The following is a 21,379-nucleotide window of genomic DNA, read 5'->3' on the forward strand; positions in this document are numbered from 1 at the left end:
GCTGGCAATCCGGTGAAGCACTAGTGCCGTTCTCTTTGATTCACAAATTTCCTGCTGAACCGCACGCCATGACCATCCGCAATCTCGACTACGAATGCTATCTCGAGGCCGTCAACAGCCAGCGCAATCATCAGGAAGACTGGCTGAGGACGGGCTATGCGCCGCGCGGTTTTTATCTGAAAGACTTCTGTTTGATCCAACGCGGCGGCCTCTACCATCTCTTTCACATCGCCGGCGTGCCGAATGTGAGCTGCTGCCTGCCCGGTAACGAGATCTGGTTCGGCCACGCCACCACGGCCGACTTCCAAACCTGGCAGACGCATGAGCCTTGCTTCTACCTCAATCCTGAAGGTTGGGACAATGGCCATGTGTTCGCGCCGTTTGTGATCGAAGCGCAGGGCCGCTATTGGATGTTCTACACCGGCGTCACCCTCGAGAACACGCAGCGCATTGGGCTGGCGACTTCGGACGATTTGTTTCACTGGCAGCGCGTGGGCCAGCGGCCGGTGATCCGGCCGGAAGAATTCGGCTGGGCGTTTTGTCCCACCGCAAAGGGCGCGGCCTGCCGCGATCCCCATGTGATCAAACGGGGCAATGAGTTTTGGCTTTACTACACCGCGGTCACCAACACCGGCCGTGCCTGCATCGCACGCGCCACTTCCACCAATCTGATCGATTGGCAGGATCAAGGCCCGGCCTATCTCGAAAAGGATTTGACCCACCCGGAATCATGCAACGTGCAGGAATGGCGCAACCAGTACCTGCTCTTCTTCGGCGGCCACCTCGCATCCTGGTCGTATGTGATTTCGGACGACCCGGCGCACTGGCCGGAGCAAACGCCGCGGCCAGTTGGCTTGGGCATGACGGCAATGGAAGTCATCAAGCGCGCGAGGGCGCGCTGGCTGGTGGCTTACTTTCGTCTGGGCGTGGGGCATCGCTCGGACGGCTTTCGTTTGTTTCTCGGTGTGATCGATTGGTCACAACCGCAGCCGATGATTCAACCGATCGCGAATGCCGCAGCGTTGGTGGAATTTGGCTTCTGACCGGGCTGTAATTCCATCGAGACGCATTTGAACTTGTAACTCGAAATACACGAAAAGCGCCATAAGCGTTCCTGGCCAAACCGGAAACCAACCAATCCACGGATGATTCATGCGACCATTACCTCTTTCCCGCGCCACCTTCTGGTGGCTCCTGCTTCTGTTCTCATTCGGATCTCTCATGGCCAAACCTTCTCATCCCCGTCTGATGGCCGATGCCGCTGACATTGCGCAGGCCCGGCGTTGGTATCAGCAACATGCCTGGTATCGCAAGATTTTCGACAGTCAGCAGGCGGAGCTCGACCGTTTTCTCAAGCGCCGGCCGATCTACGTCTCGCCGGTGAAGCAGACGTATCAGTACAAAATGTACACCTGCCCCAAGCACGACGTCGAATTGAAGTACGAATTGTTCCGGCCGCATGATCATCGCTGCCCGGTGGACACCACCGAAGTCCATCGCGGCGAGAAATACGACTCCGCCTGGTCGGGCTGGTACAACCGCGAGCTGGCCACCTATCTGGTGTGGATGGGAATGCTGTATCAAGTGCACGGCGAAAAGAAATACGCCGAGGCCGGCCGCGAGATTCTCATGCAGTTCGCCGATCTCTATCTGAAATATCCCACCACCAACACCATTCTCGGGCCGGCGCATGTTTTCTTCGGCACGCTGTCGGAATCCTTCTGGGGCGTGGACATGGCTTACGGCTATGACCTGCTCTACGATTATGAAGGCTTCACGCCTGCCGATCGGCGCAAGCTCAAGGAGAAGTTCTTCTATCCCCTGGCGGAGATTACGCAGAAATTTCCGGAGTCCGCTTCGAACCGCCAGCTTTGGTACAACAACGTCTCGGCGGCAGTCGGCTTTTTGTATGAAGATCCGGCGCTCATCGATTTTGCGATGAAAGGCCAGTACGGCTTCGAATGGCAATTAGGCTCGGCCACGCCGGAAAGCGGCTTTTGGGCCGAGGGCCCGGGTTATCATTATGTCGCCTTACGTGGCATGATTCATCTCGCTGAAATGGCGCGCCACAACGGCATGGATTTGTACCGCCGCAGCATCGCCGGCCGCACGATGAAAAAGATGTTCGACGTGCCCTTCGAATTGATCAAACCGAACTATGAATTCCCCCGCATCAAAGACAGCGGCGGCGGCAATATTCTGGAATATGCGACGTTCTATGAGATCGGCTACGCGGTTTACCGCGATCCGCGCTATCTGGCGCTGCTCCATCTCACGCAAGTGAAGCGCGGCACCCAGGTAGTCGGCGAAGAATCCGGTTTGGGCAGCAAACGCTCGCCGATTTCGATGTTCAACCTCGTGCCGGTGCTGCCCTTTCCCGCGGACACCACCAGCATCTATCCCGAAGCAAGCTTCAACCTCGAAGGCAATGGCTTTGCCATTTTGCGCAATCGCGCGGGCGACAACCGGCGCTATCTCTATCTCGACTACGGCTTGATGGGCGGCGAGCACGGTCATCCCGATCGTCTGCAAATGGGCTACTATGCGCTGGCGGAGAATTGGATCGTCGATCCCTTGAATGAATCCTATTTCAATCCCAATCTCCAGCTCTGGTATCGCCAGAGCATTGCGCACAACACCGTGGTGTTGAATCAAACCACGCAGACGTGGACCAACGGCTACGGCAGATTCTTCGGCGCGCTGCCGGGCTTGCAGGTGGCTTCCGGCGGCACCGTGACCGCTTATCCCGGCGCCACGCTCACGCGCACTTTGCTGCAAATGGGAGATTACTTCATCGATCTCTTCGACGTGGCGTGCCCGGAAGAGCGCCTCATCGACTGGCCGCTGCACAGCTTCGGCGAGTTGAAAATCACCGGTGTCCATCTCAAAAAGCAGCCGCTTGATCGCTTCGGCCATCCGCCCGGCATTCCGGGCTACGATCAGCTCAGCGAAATCCACGCCGCCAAAACCGAGGGCGCCTGGAGTGGAACCTTCACACTGCAAAACGGCAAGGGTTTGCTGGTGAAAGCGATCGGCGAGGCGGGCACCGAAGTCTTTCAGGCGATGACGCCGCCGATCGGCGGATTTTACAAACAAATGGTGCGCGACCCGCAGCCGGTGCCCATGCTGATGAGCCGGCGCCGCGCCAGCAGCACCCGCTTTGCGCATCTCGTGCATGCCTACCAATCCACACCGGCAGTGAGTGAATTCGAGCAAACGGCGGCGCCGCACACCTATCGCGTGCGCCACGCCCAGGGCGAAGATATTCTCTTCGCCGAGGTCGAGCAATCGCGCTTCTGGCTGCTGCGCCACGCGGCGAATCAACCCACGCTGCTGGCCGGATTCAACGTGAACGAAGTGAAATGGCAGGAAGCAACGCTGGTTTCCTCTCCTCTGCCGCTGGAAAAATTCGAATGCGCCTGGCAGGGCGAGAAACTGGCATTGCTCGCGCCCGAGCAGTTTGGCCGGCTCAAGATTTGGGCGCCTGCGGCCAGAGCGGTGCAAATGAACGGCAAGCCCGTGACGTTTCGGCGGGAGGGCGATTACGTCATCGTGCGCCAATCCGAAGGCGTGGCCCTGGCGATTCCCGACACGACGCTCTTCCTCGGCATGCCGAATCAATTGAAAATTCGCGTGCTGAATCCCACCGCGCGGCCGGTGAGCGGCCGCATCAAGCTCTCGCTGCCGGCGGACTGGCCGGAGCATGTCAACAGCCAGCTCGATTGGTGGGGCGGCATTGTGAACCTGCTCACTTGGAACAAAGGCCCCATTCAGCGGCAGACGCAACCGGTCGCCAGTCGCCGCCTGGTGGGATGGCTGCATGGCCAGTTGTCCGAGACCAAGACCATTGCGGCCGGCGCGGTCGAAGAATTCATCCTGCCCATCAACGTCCCGAATCAGGCGCCGGCGGTCACCTACGCCGTGCAGGTCAGCTTCGGCAAGGAAACTTGGACGCGGCCGTTTCGCGTCACTGCGCCGGTGAGCGCGGACTTGATATTGCCGAATGGGGAAAAGGAAAGTCTGGCAATCACTCTCACCAATCACACGGCGCAGACGCTGCAGGTAACACCGCAACTTTTCGCGGATCCTGCCTGGCAAATATCGCAGCCGAAAGCCACTGCCGTGAACCTGGCGCCGCAATCCGCGCAGAAGCTGACGCTGCCCTTCAAACTCGCTGCCTACAACGCCAAGGAACAGCTTTATCCTGTGCGTCTGCAATTGAACAGCGCGAGCTTCCAATCCGAAACCGTGCGCGATCTCTGCGCCGGCGTCGCCCACTACGCCACCGCGCCGCCGGCGCTGGAGGGCAATTGGGAAGGCTGGAATCGCAGCACGCCCATGACCATCGACAAAGCCAGTCAAGTCTGCCGGCTGCTGATGGGCAATCAACCCTGGCAAGGCCCGCAGGATTTGTCGGCGAAGGTCTATGCCATGTACGATGAAGCCTATCTCTACGTCGGCGCCGAGGTGACGGACGATGTTTTGATCACACACTGGGATTTTCCGGTGATGAGCTATCCTTGGGACACCGACTGCATGGAAGTCATGCTCGACACGCGCACCAATTCCGAGCAGGGACATGATCCACCCACGCCCGGTTTGTTCCGCCATCTTGCCATGGCGGAATATCGCACCACGGACTTCGGCGCGAAGCAATGGCAGGGCGGCGGTGCCGGCGGGCCGTTGCTGCCCAAGCCGAATCTTGTGCCCAATGCTGAAACCTACTTCACCCGTACGGAAAAAGGCTACAACCTGATCTGCCGTTATCCGCTCGCCAGCTTGAAAGGCGTGCAAGCCGAGCCGGGTTACAAGATCGGTTTCGACGTCGCGATCAATGACAACGACGGCTTGAATTATCGCAAGAATCAGCATATTTGGGCGGGCTTCAACCAGAATCAATCCTGGTGGGATGTCGGCACGATCGGCGTGTTGGTGTTCGGGCCAAAGTAAAACCAAGGGAAACGGCATGCCAGCTTATGACGTGGTCGCCGCCGGCCACCTGTGTCTTGATATCATTCCTCCCTTCACCGCGGCAAGCCGGGCCGCCGGCCAGCTGCTGCAGCCCGGCAAATTGCTGCACGTGGGCCCAGCCGTGTTGAGCACCGGCGGCGCGGTGTCGAACACCGGCATCGCCTTGAGCAAACAGGGCTGCCGGGTGGCTTTCATGGCGCAGGTGGGTGATGATGCCTTTGGCCGGATCATCATCGCGAAGATGTCGGCGTGGGGTGAGACGGCAGGCATCGCCGTGGACCCCGAACATGGCAGCTCGTATTCGATCGTGATTGCGCCGCCCGGCGTTGACCGCATCTTTCTGCATCATCCCGGCTGCAATGATTTCTTCAGCGCGCAGCGGCTGGATTGGGAGGTCGTGCCAGCGGCGCGTGTGTTTCACCTGGGCTATCCGCCGCTCATGCGCGCGCTCTATGCGGATGACGGCCGGGGTCTGGGAGAGATGCTGGCCCGGATCAAGTCACTCGCAGTGACGACCACGCTGGACATGGCGATGCCCGATCCCGACAGCGAGGCCGGCCGCATGAGCTGGCGCAAGTGGCTGCGCCAGGTCATGCCGCATGTCGATGTCTTCATGCCGAGCATCGACGAGATGCTGTTGTTGTGGGATCGCAACGAATGGGAGAGTTGCCGGCAACGCGGCGGCAGTTTTGTCGAGACGGTGGAACTGGCGCGCTACCGGGAAATCGCCGCGGGCCTGCTGGCCTTGGGCTGCGGCGTGGTGATCTTGAAGGCCGGGCCGCGCGGCCTGTATTGCCGCACCAATCACGCCGAACGCCTGCGTGAGATTCCAGTGCTGGCGTCTGCAACGGCGCAATCCTGGGCCAACCGCGAGCTCTGGGCCGCCGCGTTTGAACATGACAATCCGCAGTCTGCCGCCGGCGCCGGTGATGCTGCTGCTGCCGGCATCCTGGTGGCGCTGTTGCACGGCAAGTCGCTGGCAGACACCCTGCAATTCGGCAATTGCCTGGGCTATCAAAACCTGCGCGCGCTGGATACGGTTAGCGGCATCGGCACGCTGGCGGAAACTCAGGCATTGTTGCCGGTGCTGCCGGTAAAAGAGACGCCATTTTTGGATGAGCCCTGGCGCGCGACCAACCAGCGCGGCATTTGGGAGAGAAGCATCCACGAGAGTTGACACGGCCTCGTCGAGCCCTGAATAGGCGTGACTCGAAACTTGGCAACGACACTGCAATGCGTCATGCCGCAAACATCTTTTTGGGCAGGGCAAGATCCGCGGCAGGTTCACCCGCGTTGCGGGAGAACAGCCCAATGATTCCTCCTTGCACCAATTTCACCGCGGCAAGAACACTTTACATCCTGTTGATGGGCTTCAGTATTACGGCGGCCATTTGAGTCGCGGCAAAACCAGCACACACCACCGAACCCACAAAACACCATGCCCCTCCCCACTTCAATCAACACCGTTGCCGAGCTTGAAGAGGTCATGACCACGCCCACCGCGGCCTTGATTGCCGCGCTGCGCGAGCTGCCTGGTGACTTGCTCATTCTCGGCGCCAGCGGCAAAATGGGCCCGTCACTGGCGCGGTTGGCGAAACGTGCCAGTGATCAGGCCGGCGTCCGCAAGCGTGTCATCGGCGTGGCGCGCTTTTCCAATGCCGCGGCGCGCACCGCGCTGGAACAAGCCGGCGTAGAAGCGCTCTCTTGCGATTTGCTCGATCCGCAGGCCATTCAGCAGTTGCCGGAAATCGAAAATGTGATGTACATGATCGGCATGAAATTCGGCACCACCGGCCGCGAAGCCGAGACCTGGGCGGTCAATGCCTACATTCCCGCGGTGGTCGCGCAAAAATTCAAGCGCAGCCGCATCGTGCTGTTTTCCACCGGCAATGTCTATCCGCTCACGCCGGTGAAATTCGGCGGCAGCAGCGAAGGCGATGCCACCGGCCCGCTCGGCGAGTATGCCCAATCCGCCCTGGCGCGCGAACGCATCTTCGAATATTTCTGCCGGCAAAACGACACGCCGGGTGTGATTCTGCGGTTGAATTATGCCATCGATCTGCGCTACGGTGTGCTGCTCGACGTCGCGCAAAGAGTGTTCAGCGGCCAAACCATTGATTTGAGCATGGGGCACGCCAATGTTATCTGGCAGGGTGATGCCAATGCGGCGGCCCTGCGCTGCTTTGCGCATGCCCAGACGCCGCCGCTGGTGCTCAATTTAACCGGCCCGGAAACCGTTTCAATCCGCCGGCTGGCGGAGAGATTCGGCGAATTGCTCGGCCGCACGCCGGTCTTTGTAAATGAGGAATCGGAAACCGCGCTGCTCAGCGATGCCGGCCGTCTGTTCGACCTGTTCGGCTATCCCACAATAGCGCTGGAGCAGATGATTGCCTGGGTTGCGCAGTGGGTGAAGAATGCCGGTCCGACGCTGAACAAACCCACGCATTTTGAAACGCGCACCGGACGCTTTTAGTCGCTGTCTCTCCGGATTCCGCAGGTTTTGCAAGCTCGCTTCCCCACGGCTGAGCCGGGGAATGGGCGAATGTTGGAATTTGATTCAGAAGAATACTGCAAAAGCCTCGGCCCAGCCCAGGCTGAGCGTTTTGGGGAAAGAAAGTCAATAGAACTACTTGGGCACATTCCAAGCCTTGCCGAAGAAATGCACCAAAAAGTGAAAGGCTTTCTTGGTGTATTTCGCATGTTTCGTGGGCCGCGCAGGAATCTGCCTGAGTCGAACCAGTTCTGACAGAGGAGCCTGCGATGCTTCCCCTTCTACCTCAAGAAATTCAGGCTGCCTTGCGCCGCGGCGTAGTGATTCCGGCGCATCCGCTGGCGCTCGATTCCCAACGCCGGCTGGACGAAAGACGCCAGCGCGCCTTGACTCGCTACTATTGCGCCGCCGGCGCCGGCGGCCTGGCAGTCGGCGTGCACACCACGCAATTCGAAATCCGCGATCCGAAAATCGGGCTGTATGAGCCGGTGCTGGCCCTCGCTGCTGACACGCTCGATCACCTCGAAGCGAAAACTGGAACACGTCACATTCGCATTGCCGGCATTGCCGGGCCAACGCCCGCCGCGGTGCGCGAAGCCCAAACCGCGGTCGATCTCCACTATCACCTCGGCATGGTGAGTTTGGGAGCATTGTCCCAAGCCTCCACTGCCGAGTTGATCGCGCATTTGCGCGCGATCAGCGCGATCATTCCGATCATGGGATTTTACTTGCAGCCCGCGGTGGGCGGCCGCCGCCTCAGCTTCGATTTTTGGCGCGCGGCGGCGGAGATCGAGAATCTGGTGGCAATCAAAATCGCGCCGTTCAATCGCTATTCCACCCTCGACGTGCTGCGCGCCGTGGCTGCCTGCGGCCGCCGTGACGAAATCGCCCTCTACACCGGCAATGACGACAGCATCGTGATGGATTTGCTCAGCGGTTTTCGATTCAACAACGGAAAAGAGGCGGCCGCCTTGCGCATGGTGGGAGGGCTGCTGGGACACTGGGCAGTGTGGACGAAGCGCGCGGTGGAGTTGCTCGCGGAGATTCATGCTCTCGTGCAGCAAGCGCAGCCGATTCCAGCGGAACTGCTGATCAAAGCGCATCAGGTTACCGACAGCAATGCCGCCTTCTTTGATCCGCAAAACAACTTTGCCGGCTGCATCGCGGGAATTCATGAAGTATTACGGCGACAGGGGTTGTTGGCGGGAAGATGGACATTGAACCCGCAGGAGGAACTTTCTCCCGGCCAAATGGAGGAAATCGACCGCGTCTACGCGGCGTATCCGCATCTGAACGATGACGCGTTTGTCAGGGAGAATTTGGAGGAGTGGCTCAGGTGAGGAATGGATGAGGCTTCGCGCGGTTTTCAAACCAATGCCGGTCGTGGTTCCTCCCGCGAGCAAAGGCCAATGGCAAACGATTCAGTCATGATGCAGACTGGTAGGCTGTTACCTTGATTCGCAAAAGCAGACCCTCGCGATGTCATTCAGACGAATTCTGTGGAACACCCGGCTCAGTGCCCAAATCTTCACAGGATCCTTGCATGATGACAGTTCTGGTGGCTCTGCATTTCAAGGTAACAGTGTACTGTTCCACTGGAAATCAAGTTTAAGCCCAGCAAGAAAAAGAATTTCTCCCCGACCCGTAAAGAACTCGCAAAATTCTTCTTTACCGATTCTCTGCGTCATTGCGCCTTTGCGTGCGCAATTGTCATTTCCCTTTTGGCTGCGGCTGGCGTTTGGGTTTTGCGATCACCTTCCCCGCGCCTCAGGTCTTGCCTTTGATCTTCAGCAGTTCCTCCCCCTCCGGCCTGAGCTTGTAGAACTCATCCAACGGATAACACCCTGAAATCAAGCCATTGCGCGGCGCGGTGGTGCAGTCGCTGAACGTGCGGCACAGACGCTTGCGCTGCAGCGGCTTGCCGGCGAGCACATCCGCGGGCAGTTCGGGATAGGACAACACCATTCGTCCCAAACCGACAAAATCCGCTTGACCGTTGCGAACGACCGCCTGCGCCACGTGCGGCAGCCATTCCTGCAGATACGTGTAACCCGAGCCGACCAGAATCAAGTCCGGACGATGCTGTTTGAGCTGCGCCGTCACTGCGATTTGGCGCGCCACGCCGGCGAGCGGATCCTCGGGCGGCAGATAACCGTCGGAGGGCGGAAACAAAGCCGGCCGCTGAATGTGGGGATTGTAGTAGGGACTGCCGGCAGTTACGCAGACCAATTCGATCTGCAAGTTGGCAAGCAAATCCAGAAACGCGCGCGGCTCAGTGAGATCGATCCGCAGGCCGCTGCGATCGGCGCCGAAGGCAAAGGGAGAGTCTCCTTCTGCCGGCTGATCGGGTTCACCCACGCCCTCGGCACCGGCGCGATACGGCACAAAATCGAAAATGCTCACGCGCACGCCGATTTCCATTCCCGGAACGTTGGCACGAATGCCGGCCACCAGTTCGCGCAGGAAACGCGTGCGGTTCTCGAAACTGCCGCCATAGCGGCCGGGCCGATTCACCGCGCTGAGGAACTCGTGTCCGAGATAGCCGTGACAGTGTTTGAGGTCGACAAACGCAAAACCCGCCGCCTGCGCCAGTTTCGCCGCGGCCACGAAATCATCGACCAACCGCGCAATCGCATCATCACTCATGACCAAATGGGAGGCGTCCAAACGCAAGCGCCGGTCGAGCACGGGATGATGATAGAGAATCTGCGGCTCGGGCCGATCATTGCGATTGGGTTTGCTATAGCGGCCGGAATGCGTCAATTGCAGGCCGACGAGCAAGTCGCTGCTCGTGCGGTATTCCCTTTCATGCACCGCCATCAGGGCCGCGCGCAGCTCTGCCAGCGCGCGCAGGTTTTTTTCATTGATCAAAAGCTGGTTGGGATTGGCGCGGCCGTCGTGGCGGACGGCCACCGCCTCGCCGCCCCAAATCAGCTTGGCGCCGCTCAGGCCAAAGTGTTGCCAGCGGCGTTGCGTGGCGGCGGTGGGCCGGCCGTCGGCGGTGCCGTCCCAGCCCTCCATCGGCAAAATGCAGAAGCGATTGCCAATGGTGAAGCCGTTTTGGAGCACGCAGGGCTGGGCCAGCGGCGCAGCCGCTCCGCTTTCCAATTCAGCCTCCAGCGGCAGAGGCACACCGAGTTCCTGCAGATAATTCTGAAACTCAGCAAGCGTCTTGAGTGAAGCAATGCGGCGATATTTCATAATTTTTCAAGCGTGCAATCAAACGGCGACCTCAGGGCCAATGCCTCTGCCGATCTTCGCCTCCAAGGATGACTTCACCGATCCAGTATTGCGCCGGGAAAACGAGTTTTGTCACTTTGACTTGTACAGGTGATTCCGAGTGACCTGCAGAAGGAATCTTGTGGGACAATTGGCACCGTGCTCAAATCTTCACAGGATCCTGACAGGATGACATTGGTGGTGACAACACATTTCAAGGCAACAGACCATGAGCGTGGCCGCGAAGTTTTTTCCCGCTTGGTTCCCTTGCAGTCTGGCAGATTGCGCGACGACAGGATTGACGCGATGAACACGACAAAAAGTGAACGGTGTCAATCCCTGGCGCATTCGCAAGCCACCATGGCACGTGCAAGATGCAACCTGCCTCAAGCGCCGCGAATTCCGCGATGTATCCCGCCCGGCCAGCGCGCGAAGTCAAACGGCGCAACTTCACAACCGGTGAAAATGAAATCCGCCATCGACGTTGATGACTTCACCGGTGGAATAAGGTAGAAAGCCTTCGGCAATCGCGACCACCGCCTGCGCCACATCCTCGGGCAGGCCCCAGCGTTTCAGCGGAATCAAGCCGTCCTCGATCAGGCGATCGTATTTGTCTTTCACCGCGCTGGTCATGTCCGTGGCAATGATGCCCGGCCGGATTTCATAAACCCCGATGCCGTGCTCTGCCAGTCGGTGCGCGAACAGTTTGGTCATCATCGCAACGCCGGCCTTGGAAAGGCAGTACTCCGGCCGGTTGGTGCTGCTGGTGTAGGCGCTCAGCGAGCCGATGTTGATAATGCGCGGGTCGGAGATCCTGCCGGCCGCCTTCAACTCGATCATTTTGCCGGCCACGAGCTGGGTGAGAAAGAACGGCCCCTTGAGATTGACCGCCATCACTTCATCGTAGCTGGCTTCGCTGGTGGTGAGCAGGTCAACGCGCTGGCGCGGCGCCATGCCGGCATTGTTCACCAGCAAATCGAGGCGCTGGTATTGCTGCAAAGTTTCCGCAACCAAAGCGGCGCGGCCGGCGGATTCGCTGATGTTCGCCTGTACGCCGTGCGCCTGGCCACCGGTCTGCGCAATCACAGCCACCACGGCGGCGGCGGCTTGCGCGCCGCTGCGGTAGTTGACCACGATGCTCCAGCCGCGGCCGGCGAGCGCCAGCGCAATGGCGCGGCCAATACCGCGGCTCGCGCCGGTAATCAGGGCCACACGATTCATCGCGCGCCTCACGGAATGGTTTGCTGAGAATCCGCGCCCACCACGTTCGCCACCGCTTCAAGAAAGAAATACTCTCCCCACATCACGCTTTCATCGACCCCCAGGCCTTTGCGCCAGTGATAGATGCCGTGTTTGAGAATGCCTTCCCAGCCGGGCGTGTCGAGGGCGAGGAATTCCGGCGTCGTGAGCGTGTCCAAAATGCGCAGGCTGTAGTTGCGATACCATTGCGCGCGCGCCGGATCGCCGGTGAGGCGGGCAAGCTGCCACAGGCCGCTGGCAGCGATCGCGGCCGCTGAACTTTCGTAGGGAGTTTTGGGAGCAGGCTCGTCCCAATCGTTGGGCGGCACGCCGTGCGCGGGCGTGCGTTCAATGTAGAAATTCGCGCATGCTTCCGCGGTTTGCAGAAAGCGCGCGTCTTTGGTAAACGCATACACCGTGCCGAAACCGTACAATGCCCACGCCAATCCGCGCGCCCAGGAAGAATCGTGGCGCCAGCCCTGGTGCGTGGTTTGGCGCAGAAACTCGCCGGTCGCAAGATCGAAAATGCCTTCATGCGAGGTGCTGCCGTCGCCGCGCACCAGGTATTTGCGTGTGGTCAAACAGTGCTGCCGCGCGAGCTGCCAGAGTTTGGCATCGCCGGTTTGCTGGGCGGCATAGAAGATGATGCCGACATTCATCATGATGTCGATGAACAAGCTTTCCGGCGCCACAAACGAGCGCAGGTATTGCCCCTTTTCCTGAAAGCGCAGCGCGAGCGTGCGTCCGGCCTGGATCACGGTTTCATTGATTTGCGCGTCGCCGGTCAAATCATACCAGCGTTTCCAGGTGGAAAAGAACAGAAAGCCGAGATCGTGCACGTTGCGATCGTGTTGGCGGTGTTCGATCAGGCGGGAGTAATGCTCGGCCTGGGAGCGCCACCACTCGTCGCGGTTGCGCGCGTAGATCAGCCACAACTGGCCGCCGAGAAATCCTTCGCACCAGTTGGTCCAGGCTTCGCCGCCATGCTGCCATTTGCCGTTCTGGGTGTACATGGGAAAGAAGTCCGGATGCGCGGTGATCAAATGGCGCAGTTGTTTTTCGGCGAAGGCAAAAACGGTTTCACACTTTTGCTGGAGGTTTACAGGCGGCACGGCATTTTCTCCTGGGAGGATTCTGGTGGTTGCGTCGTAATCGGTCGATTGGTTACAAATTCTCGCTCCGGTTTTCTTGGTAGTCGAGGTATTCTTTTTTGGCCTTTATGGCGTCACGCTGCCGGCGGCGGCCTTTGCCGTTGTGGCGCTCGACCAGCTTGTCGATGATGGAACGCGAGGGCGCCACCAGCGAATGCAAAGCCTGTTGAAAGCCCTCGAAGATGTTGATGCTGCGCACCGGCCAGATGACGCGAATGACATGCTTGACCGATTTCGACACCGGCTCGTGCACGCGCTGCAGCATGAGCAGCGTGCCGAGGCGCAGCAGGCCGGCGGTGAAAAAGAGAAAATGAAAGTGCGCCCAGCGAAAGCCGCCGAGCTGCAATTCCCAACTCGAGAAGAGCAAGGCCAAACCGCCGCCCAGCAACGGCGCCACCGTGGCCGCGATGCCGACCACCGTGCCGTCCACCGCGATATAGTTGGCGCGGCGATTGGCGGGCGCCAGCTTGTAAACCAGATTGGGAATCGCCAGGGCATTGCCGGCATCGAAGACGCCGAGCAAATGCAAACAGATGTAGAGCCAGATGGTTTCGGGAGTGGTGAAGATCCACAGCAGCGCAAATAAAACCTTGCCGATCAGGCAAATCTGCAACACCGGTTTGTTGCCGAAGCGGTCGATCATCCAGCCCCAGGGCTTGAGCGCCAGCAAATTGGTGAGGGTGGCGAGCATGGCCATGGCGGAGACGAAGAAATAGCTCAAGCCCGCCTGCGTGAGCATGTACACGCCGTAAAACGTGCCGGCGATGCCCATCGACAGATCATAGACGATGCGAAATTGGAAGAGGCGACGAAAGTTCGGGTCGCGAAAAGGAATCCGGAGTGATTCCCAAAATGTATGGCGCGCAGGCGAGGGCGCGAACGGTGGATCCTCCATCCGGTTGATGATGCGCACCGCCCACAAACCGAAGGCCATACCGCACAAGGTGAGCAGGGCGAAGCCAAGCGGCAGAGGCGCGAATTGCTGCGCCTGCCACCAGTCGATGAATTTCCCCGCCAGCACGCCGAGAATAACGCCGAGGGCGCCGCCGGCAAAGTTGCGCTGCGCGTAGAAGCGGCCGCGCACTTTTTCCGGCACCAAGTCCACCAGCCAGGAAACCCAGGGCACCAGGCTGTACACGCCGAGGCCGGCGAAAGTGGCAAACAGCAGCAGAAAAAGCCAGAGACGGTAGGGTGCGAATGCCGGCACGTTGATCGCGGCAACGAGCGCGATTGGCACCCACAGCAGGCGCGCCCAGGCCGCAAAGCGCACGGCCATGGCTTTGCGATGCCCGTGCTTTTCCAGGCGGCGAAAGGCGCGGATTTGCAGCAGATTGGCGCCCACCTGCAGGGAGGCCAGCAAGCCGATGATGAACTCATTCGCGCCCAGACTGAGCGCGAAGCCGGTGAGTATCACGCCCCCGGTCAATACGCCCATAATCCCGGTGAGCGCCCCTTCCCAAAACGAGAGCTTCATGCTGCGCAGGTTGCCCGCCGAACCGGCCTGGTCAGCGGTCAAATCAAAATGAAACGGAGAAATGTCACGTAGACGCATACGCCCGATCAATGTCCATAAACAAAAAAAAATCCGGCCTTCGCTCGCCTGCCGGCGCGGCGCCGGCACAACAGCGCAATTGAATGCCCGACTTCGGAATGAGGTTAGCAGTTTTCCTCAAACTTGCAAGCAGAAGAAAGGCGAATTTTTTTTGCCAAAAAGGCATGGATTTTGGAAAGGGGAATTTCAAGATTGATTTGTTTTGATTGGGTCATTCTGTATCATGCAGCGCGATTCACCAGCTTGTGAGTGCAACCTCCCTGGCACTCCAACCAATAACAGGAACCCCCACATGAACCTTCGTGATGCTCTGCTCAAGACCAAATGGCTGCAGCTTCCCCCGCAGGCGCTTCCAGTCGAAGAGACCAGCGCCGGTGAGCTGCAACAAACCTTTCCGCAGTTGCGGGTGCTGCGCGCCCCCGGCGGTGAGGGGCCCGGCTTCCGCCTCGCGGTCGTGCACAATGCCTCCTTTGATCTCGGCCGCATCAAAGCGGCGGCGCCCAGCGGCCCGCATTGGGCTTTCGTGCGCGTCACCGGCAGCGGCGAGGGCGAATTGGTGGCCTCGCATCCGGCGTTGTTGTTCGCCTATGCCCTGCGGTTGCTCGAAGAGTGGAGTAACCTGCCACTGGCGGGATTTGAATCGGGAAAGTACTTTACCGCGGCATTCCGCTGGCACCGGCCCTTGTTCGATTACCCGCTGACGCAAACCTGGCGTACGGCGCGCGCTTTCGATGCCGCCGCGCACATCCGCGAGCTGGCGCGTGCCGGCTACACGCACCTCGAAGTGAACGGTCTGGCCATGCCGGTGCCGTTCGAAGATCCGGTGGAGGGCGAATACTATTCGCAATTTTATTCCTATTGTCCGGCGCTCGATCAATTCGTGTCCAGTGAATTGAATCGCGGCCTCTATCCGGTGGAATATCTCACCGCCAATTTGAATCTGCTGGTGCACTACGCCAACCTCGGCCGGAAATACGGGCTGGAGCCCGGCCTGTTGTGCTTCGAGCCGCGGTCGGTGCCGGAGAAATTTTTCCAGAAGTATCCCACGTTGCGCGGCGCCCGCGTCGATCATCCATTTCGCAGCCGCCGGCCGCGCTTCACCATGACCATCGCGCATCCGCTGGTGCAGGCGCATTATCGCGAGCTGATGCAAAACCTGATGCAGGCCGTGCCCGACCTCTCCTACCTCAGCATTTGGAGCAATGACAGCGGCTCCGGCTTCGAGTACACCAGCTCGCTCTACGTCGGCCGCAACGGCGGGCCGTACTTGATCCGCGAATGGCGCACGCACGAGCAGATCGCCGAAGTGGCGGGCAAAAACGTCGTACGCTTCATGAAAGTGCTGCGCGCGGCCGCCGCCGAAGAGAATCCGGATTTTCGCGTCTCGCTGCGGCTGGAGCCGTTCAAAGTCGAGCATGATGTCATCATGGCTCAGCTCGAAGACCATCTCGACATTGAGGTGCCCTCGCTGCTGGTGCGCGGTTATGACCTGCCCTACCATCACGAAAAGTATCCCGACGTGATGGGCATTGCCGGCAGCGTGCATCATCTCCATCTGGAGGCGCAGGAGAAACAACTGATCACCGAGCACAAGAAGCGCGGCATCGCCTCCCACCTCATCTATTCCCACGGCAACGGCTACAATTTCGAGCCGCTGCTCGGCGTCCCCTATCCCGCCATGATCTGGCAGAAGCTGCAGGAGATGAAGAAGAGCGGCGTCGAATACGCTGCCAATCTCGGCGGCTTCACGCCTGCGAATCTGGCGCCCTTCCACATCAACCAGGAAGTCTTTCGCGCGTTCATGCTCGATCCCAACGCCCAGCTCGAGGACGTGCTGCAGCACCAGGCGCAACAATGGGCCGGCGGCGCCGCGAACAAATTGGTGGAACTCTGGCGGCAATGCGATGACACCATCCAGCATCTGCCAATTCTGCCGCTGTTTTCCAATTTCGGTTTCGTGTGGCTCCGGCTCTGGGTGCGGCCGATCATTCCCGACCTGCTTGCGATTCCAGAAGCAGAACGGCGCTACTATGAACAATTCATGGTGAGCACGACCAACAACACCAACCTGGTGGATTTGGGCAAAGACGTGCTCTTCGATCTCGTCACCCAGGAGTCGGGGCAGAAGTTCGTGCAACGCGTCGATGAGCACGTCTGGCCGCGACTGCAGAAACTGGTGGCGCTGGCGCAGCAACTCGCGAACGATCCCCAATTGTCCGAACAGGCACGGCAGGTGTTTGTTGACCAGCGCGACCGTTTGCGTGGTTTCCGCTGCTGGGCCGGCGTGTTGCGCAGCCTGGCCGCGTGGGTGGCGGGCGTGCACGGCTATCTCGTTGCCAAAGAAAATGCGCAGAAGCAAACTTGGCGCGCCTATCTGGATGACATGATGGCGAGTGATCTGCAAAATACCAAAGACCTGCTCGACTTATGGGAAACCAGCACAGTGAATTTCATGGTGGTTTCGCAAACCGGCGAGACGAGCTTCATTTACGGCGAAAATCTCGGCGACCTGCTGCGCCGCAAAATCGCGCTGGTCGAGCAATACCGCCACGTCGAACCCAGAATCGACATGAACATTCTCTGGAAGGTCTGAGCCGCCGCACCGCCGAGGGCGGCGCGAATGCCTCCCGCGCGGATTCGGGCGCGGCGCCAGGCGACTCACACAATTCGTGTCCGTCCAAAATTGCAGCCGATTCGCACTGGTCATCTGTTGCTTTGATTTGGATAGGTGATCCCTCGACATGTCATTCAGACGAATCTGGTGGAATACTTGGCACTGTGCCTGAAATTTCACAGCATCCTTGCAGGATGACAGTAAAGGTGAATATGCCTTGTAAGGTAACAGTCCAGTGTTGCTGCAACGGCTGGGCCGCTGCCTCAAGAACCACCGGGCTTCTGCAAGACTCAAAGTTTTGGCGACCTCGGCGCAGCCGAGCTTGGAGAAAAATCGGTAGTCATGCGATAGCATTAAGCCCCTCGGGGCGCCATAGAACCACGTCAGGAATGCCGTCCTGTCAGGGCTTTTTGCGATGAACTTTATCAGTTCCCAGGGCGCTGCCCGTGGGCTATTGCATGTGACCCCGTCGGGGTCAAGCTGGCCTTCTGGAGAAGTCAGTGGACTCAACGTTGAAGTACTTTTCAGCCGAACCACCAGTACCAATGGAGTATGAACTTGATGAATCCCATGAAGACGGCCCGCCTCGAGAATCGTTGGAATGACCAGGTCTGCGGCGGGTTCAGTGAAGAGCAATTGTTGCTTTACCGATCCAACCTGTTGGGTTCGGATTTGCGCATCACCAACAATGGCGGGGGCAACACCTCCGCCAAAGTGCTCATGCAAGATCCGCTCACGCGGCAGCAGGTCGAAGTGCTGTGGGTGAAAGGCTCGGGCGGCGATCTCGGCAGCATGAAGCTGGACGGCTTTGCCACGCTCTACCTGGAGAAGCTGCGCGCCCTCCAGACGCTGTATCGCGGCCTGGAATTCGAGGATGAGATGGTGGGTTATTTGCCGCATTGCACGTTCAATCTCAATCCGCGCGCCGCCAGCATCGACACGCCCTTGCATGCGTTCATTCCGCATCCCCACGTCGATCACACCCATCCCGATGCCATCATCGCGATTGCCGCAGCCGCCCAGGGCGAGAAGCTGACCCGGGAAATCTTCAAAGGCGAGCTGGGCTGGATTCCCTGGCAGCGGCCGGGCTTTGATCTGGGCTTGAAGCTGGAGGCGCTCTGCCAAGCCCAACCCCATCTCCAAGGCATTGTGCTCGGCGGTCATGGCTTGTTCACTTGGGGCAAAACCGCCAAAGCCTGCTATGAGCAAACGCTGCACGTGATTCAAACCGCCAGCGACTATCTCGAAACTCACCGGCGCGGCGAGGTGTTCGGCGGACAGAGGCACGCCGCCTTGGCGGAATCCCAGCGCCGCGATTTCGCGATTGCGCTCATGCCCACGCTGCGCGGCAAAGTCAGTGCGTCCATGCGCAAGGTTGGGCATTTCAACGACGCGCCGGAAGTCTTGCAGTTCATCAACTCGCAGCGCGCCGCGGAGTTGGCTGCGATCGGCACCTCCTGCCCTGATCATTTTCTGCGCACCAAAATCCGGCCGCTGCTGCTCGACTGCGATGCCGGCCGCGATTCGGCCGAGAGCCTCATGCCCCGGCTGGAGGCGCTGCTGGAACGATATCGCGCCGAATATCGCGCCTACTACGATCGCTGCCGCCACGCCGATTCACCGGGCATGCGCGACGCCAATCCGGTGGTGATTCTGGTGCCGGGCGTGGGCATGCTCACCTTTGCGGCGGACAAAGCCACGGCCCGCATCGCCGGCGAGTTCTATGTGAACGCCATCAACGTCATGCGCGGCGCCACCAGCGTGAGCGAATACGTCAGCATTCCCGAGCAGGAAGCGTTCAACATCGAATACTGGCTGCTCGAGGAGGCCAAGCTCAAGCGCCTGCCCAAACCCAAGAGCCTGGCGGGCCGCGTGGCATTGGTCACCGGCGCGGCCGGCGGCATCGGCAAAGCCACGGCGCAGCGTTTCCTGCAGGAAGGCGCCTGCGTCGTGCTCACCGACATCGACGCCGCCGCGCTCGAGAACGCGCGGCAGGAATTGCAGAGCGCCTTCGGCAAAGACAATGTGCGCAGTGCCGTCACCGACGTCACCAATGAGGCCTCGGTTGTTGCCTCCTTCCGCCAGGCAACGCTGGAGTACGGCGGTTTGGATATTCTGGTCTCGAATGCCGGCCTCGCCTCTGCCTCCGCCCTCGAAGACACCAGCCTGGCGTTGTGGGACAAAAACATGAGCGTGCTGGCAACCGGCTATTTTCTGGTGGCGCGCGAAGCCTACCGCCTGATGAAGACGCAGGGTGTTGGCGGCTCCATCGTTTTTGTCGGCAGCAAAAATGCGCTGGCCGCCTCGCCGAAGGCGGCGGCTTACAACACCGCGAAGGCCGCCGAACTGCATCTCGCACGCTGCCTTGCATTGGAAGGCGCCGAGTTCGGCATTCGCGCTAATGTGGTGAATCCCGATGCGGTGTTGCGCGGCTCGAAGATTTGGACCGGCCAGTGGCGCAAGGAACGCGCCGAGGCCTATCAGCTCAGTGAAGAAGAATTGGAGGAATTCTACCGCAAGCGCAGCATGCTCAAACGCAGCGTCTTTCCCGAGGACATTGCCGAGGCCATCTACTTCTTTGCTTCGGAGCTGTCGGCGAAATCGACCGGCAATCTGCTCAACGTCGATGCCGGCAACGCCGCCGCATTCACGCGTTGAGTTCTGATTACGGAGGGCACGATGAAGTCTTCTGCCGCAAGCAAAGCTTATGATCTGGCGCGCGAGCGCTATGCCGAATTCGGCGTGGACACGGAAGCCGCGCTGGCGCAATTGCAGCAGCTTTCCATTTCGGTGCAGTGCTGGCAGGGTGATGACGTGGCCGGCTTCGAGCGCGCGGACGCCGAGCTTGAAGGCGGCGGCATTCAGGTCACCGGCAACTATCCCGGCAAGGCGCGCACCGTTGCCGAGCTGCGCGCGGATGCGGAGCAAGCCTTCGCACTGATTCCGGGCCGGCACCGTTTCAATTTGCATGCAATGTACGGCGAGTTCGGCGGCCGCACCGTCGATCGTGACGCCATCACCCCTGAGCATTTTCAGGGTTGGATCGACTGGGCGGCCAGCCGGCAGCTCAAACTCGATTTCAATGCCACTTGTTTTTCGCATCCGCTTGCCGCCTCCGGCTTCACCTTGAGCCACGCCGACAAAGCGGTGCGTGATTTTTGGATCGAACACGTGCAACGCTGCCGTGCGATCAGCGCGGTGATGGGCCGCCGCCTCGGCAGCCCGTGCCTGCACAATCTTTGGATCCCCGACGGCATGAAAGATCTGCCCGCCGATCGCTGGAGCCCGCGCGCCCGCTTGCGCGAGTCGCTGGATGAGATCTTCCAGACGGCTTATGCGCCGGACGAGATGAAGGACGCGGTTGAAAGCAAGCTGTTCGGCCTGGGCAGCGAAGCGTATGTCGTCGGCTCGTACGAGTTCTATCTGGGCTATGCCCTGCGCAAGGACAAGATCGTGTGTCTTGATCTCGGCCATTTTCATCCCACCGAAGCAGTGGCCGACAAGCTGTCCGCGCTGCTGCAGTTTTTTCCCGAGCTGCTGCTGCACGTCAGCCGCGGCGTGCGCTGGGACAGTGATCACGTCGTGATCCTCAACGAGGAGGTGCGGGCCGTGGCCGAGGAAATCGTGCGCTGCCAGGCGCTCACGCGGGTCCACTTCGCGCTGGATTATTTTGACGCCAGCATTCATCGCGTCGCGGCATGGGTGATCGGCACGCGCGCCACGCTCAAGGCGCTGCTGCTGGCGCTGCTCGAGCCGCGCGAGCAATTGCGCCAGTTCGAATCGGCGGGCGATTACAGCGGCCGGCTGGCCTTGTTGGAGGAAACGAAGACTTTACCGTTCGGCGCGGTGTGGGATCACTACTGCCTGAAAATGAATGTGCCGGCGGGCATGGCTTGGTTCAAGGAGCTGAAGCAGTATGAACAAGAGGTGACGAGCCAGCGGGGATGATGAAATGACCAGGTTGCGTTCGAGCACTCACCCGGCCATGCGAATAAGCCGCAACGCAAAGCAAATCGCCAACGAATAGAAACGACCCAACAGATAGAGAGTGTCTTGGTCAGTTGGGTTGTTTCTATTGGTTGGAGAATTTTCGCGCTGCCCGAGGGGCCGCGTGTTCAGCTTGTCTCGAAGGCTTGTTTGGG

Annotated in this window: 13 protein-coding genes; 9 read left to right on the top strand and 4 right to left on the bottom strand. The window is 59.8% G+C overall.

Annotation, left to right across the window (positions count from 1 at the left end):
• Positions 1–68 precede the first annotated feature (68 nt).
• From L6R21_13420 to L6R21_13445, 6 genes are all read left to right on the top strand, one after another.
• Positions 69–1,043, top strand: coding sequence for a hypothetical protein (locus tag L6R21_13420; protein ID MCK6560190.1), 975 nt, complete (start codon positions 69–71; stop codon positions 1,041–1,043).
• Positions 1,044–1,221: 178 nt separating this feature from the next.
• A complete protein-coding gene (locus L6R21_13425; GenBank protein ID MCK6560191.1) occupies positions 1,222–4,950 on the top strand; it encodes a heparinase II/III family protein in 3,729 nt (1,242 codons plus the stop codon).
• 16 nt (positions 4,951–4,966) lie between these two features.
• A complete protein-coding gene (locus tag L6R21_13430; GenBank protein MCK6560192.1) occupies positions 4,967–6,148 on the top strand; it encodes a carbohydrate kinase family protein in 1,182 nt (393 codons plus the stop codon).
• Between the two features lie 261 nt (positions 6,149–6,409).
• Positions 6,410–7,444: an NAD(P)-dependent oxidoreductase gene (locus tag L6R21_13435; GenBank protein ID MCK6560193.1), complete on the top strand. Its 1,035-nt coding sequence runs from the start codon at positions 6,410–6,412 to the stop codon at positions 7,442–7,444.
• Between the two features lie 69 nt (positions 7,445–7,513).
• Positions 7,514–7,717: a hypothetical protein gene (locus L6R21_13440; GenBank protein MCK6560194.1), complete on the top strand. Its 204-nt coding sequence runs from the start codon at positions 7,514–7,516 to the stop codon at positions 7,715–7,717.
• A gap of 14 nt (positions 7,718–7,731) precedes the next feature.
• Entirely contained in the window at positions 7,732–8,802 is a 1,071-nt protein-coding gene (locus L6R21_13445) for a dihydrodipicolinate synthase family protein (protein ID MCK6560195.1), read from the top strand.
• A 427-nt stretch (positions 8,803–9,229) separates the two neighbouring features.
• Here the strand turns inward: L6R21_13445 and L6R21_13450 are convergent, their stop codons facing one another.
• The 4 genes from L6R21_13450 to L6R21_13465 form a co-directional block, all read right to left on the bottom strand.
• The gene (locus L6R21_13450; protein MCK6560196.1) at positions 9,230–10,663 is read right to left on the bottom strand and encodes an NADH:flavin oxidoreductase; all 1,434 of its coding nucleotides are present in this window, start codon (positions 10,661–10,663) and stop codon (positions 9,230–9,232) included.
• 468 nt (positions 10,664–11,131) lie between these two features.
• Positions 11,132–11,902 carry a 3-ketoacyl-ACP reductase gene (locus tag L6R21_13455; protein ID MCK6560197.1) on the bottom strand — a complete coding sequence of 257 codons (771 nt, stop codon included), beginning with the start codon at positions 11,900–11,902 and terminating at the stop codon, positions 11,132–11,134.
• Between the two features lie 8 nt (positions 11,903–11,910).
• Positions 11,911–13,032, bottom strand: coding sequence for a glycoside hydrolase family 88 protein (locus L6R21_13460; protein MCK6560198.1), 1,122 nt, complete (start codon positions 13,030–13,032; stop codon positions 11,911–11,913).
• Between the two features lie 52 nt (positions 13,033–13,084).
• A complete protein-coding gene (locus tag L6R21_13465) occupies positions 13,085–14,623 on the bottom strand; it encodes an MFS transporter (protein ID MCK6560199.1) in 1,539 nt (512 codons plus the stop codon).
• 292 nt (positions 14,624–14,915) lie between these two features.
• Here L6R21_13465 and L6R21_13470 point away from each other — a divergent pair, with 292 nt between their 5' ends.
• From L6R21_13470 to L6R21_13480, 3 genes are all read left to right on the top strand, one after another.
• Positions 14,916–17,216, top strand: a complete 2,301-nt coding sequence (locus L6R21_13470; GenBank protein ID MCK6560200.1) for a hypothetical protein — start codon at positions 14,916–14,918, stop codon at positions 17,214–17,216.
• 579 nt (positions 17,217–17,795) lie between these two features.
• The gene (locus L6R21_13475; GenBank protein ID MCK6560201.1) at positions 17,796–19,895 is read left to right on the top strand and encodes a bifunctional rhamnulose-1-phosphate aldolase/short-chain dehydrogenase; all 2,100 of its coding nucleotides are present in this window, start codon (positions 17,796–17,798) and stop codon (positions 19,893–19,895) included.
• 21 nt (positions 19,896–19,916) lie between these two features.
• Complete coding sequence (locus L6R21_13480) at positions 19,917–21,185, top strand: L-rhamnose isomerase (GenBank protein ID MCK6560202.1); 1,269 nt, start codon at positions 19,917–19,919, stop codon at positions 21,183–21,185.
• The last annotated feature ends 194 nt before the right edge of the window (positions 21,186–21,379 follow it).

The organism is bacterium (assembly GCA_023150945.1).
Taxonomy (GTDB): domain Bacteria; phylum Zhuqueibacterota; class Zhuqueibacteria; order Zhuqueibacterales; family Zhuqueibacteraceae; genus Coneutiohabitans.

What these genes read in the sequence shown, in the direction of transcription:
- L6R21_13440 (MCK6560194.1), top strand. Translation starts at nt 7,514, where the DNA reads ATGTTGGAATTTGATTCAGAAGAATACTGCAAAAGCCTCGGCCCAGCC.
- L6R21_13465 (MCK6560199.1), bottom strand. Translation starts at nt 14,623, where the DNA reads ATGCGTCTACGTGACATTTCTCCGTTTCATTTTGATTTGACCGCTGAC.
- L6R21_13450 (MCK6560196.1), bottom strand. Translation starts at nt 10,663, where the DNA reads ATGAAATATCGCCGCATTGCTTCACTCAAGACGCTTGCTGAGTTTCAG.
- L6R21_13430 (MCK6560192.1), top strand. Translation starts at nt 4,967, where the DNA reads ATGCCAGCTTATGACGTGGTCGCCGCCGGCCACCTGTGTCTTGATATC.
- L6R21_13455 (MCK6560197.1), bottom strand. Translation starts at nt 11,902, where the DNA reads ATGAATCGTGTGGCCCTGATTACCGGCGCGAGCCGCGGTATTGGCCGC.
- L6R21_13425 (MCK6560191.1), top strand. Translation starts at nt 1,222, where the DNA reads ATGGCCAAACCTTCTCATCCCCGTCTGATGGCCGATGCCGCTGACATT.
- L6R21_13435 (MCK6560193.1), top strand. Translation starts at nt 6,410, where the DNA reads ATGCCCCTCCCCACTTCAATCAACACCGTTGCCGAGCTTGAAGAGGTC.
- L6R21_13470 (MCK6560200.1), top strand. Translation starts at nt 14,916, where the DNA reads ATGAACCTTCGTGATGCTCTGCTCAAGACCAAATGGCTGCAGCTTCCC.
- L6R21_13445 (MCK6560195.1), top strand. Translation starts at nt 7,732, where the DNA reads ATGCTTCCCCTTCTACCTCAAGAAATTCAGGCTGCCTTGCGCCGCGGC.
- L6R21_13480 (MCK6560202.1), top strand. Translation starts at nt 19,917, where the DNA reads ATGAAGTCTTCTGCCGCAAGCAAAGCTTATGATCTGGCGCGCGAGCGC.
- L6R21_13420 (MCK6560190.1), top strand. Translation starts at nt 69, where the DNA reads ATGACCATCCGCAATCTCGACTACGAATGCTATCTCGAGGCCGTCAAC.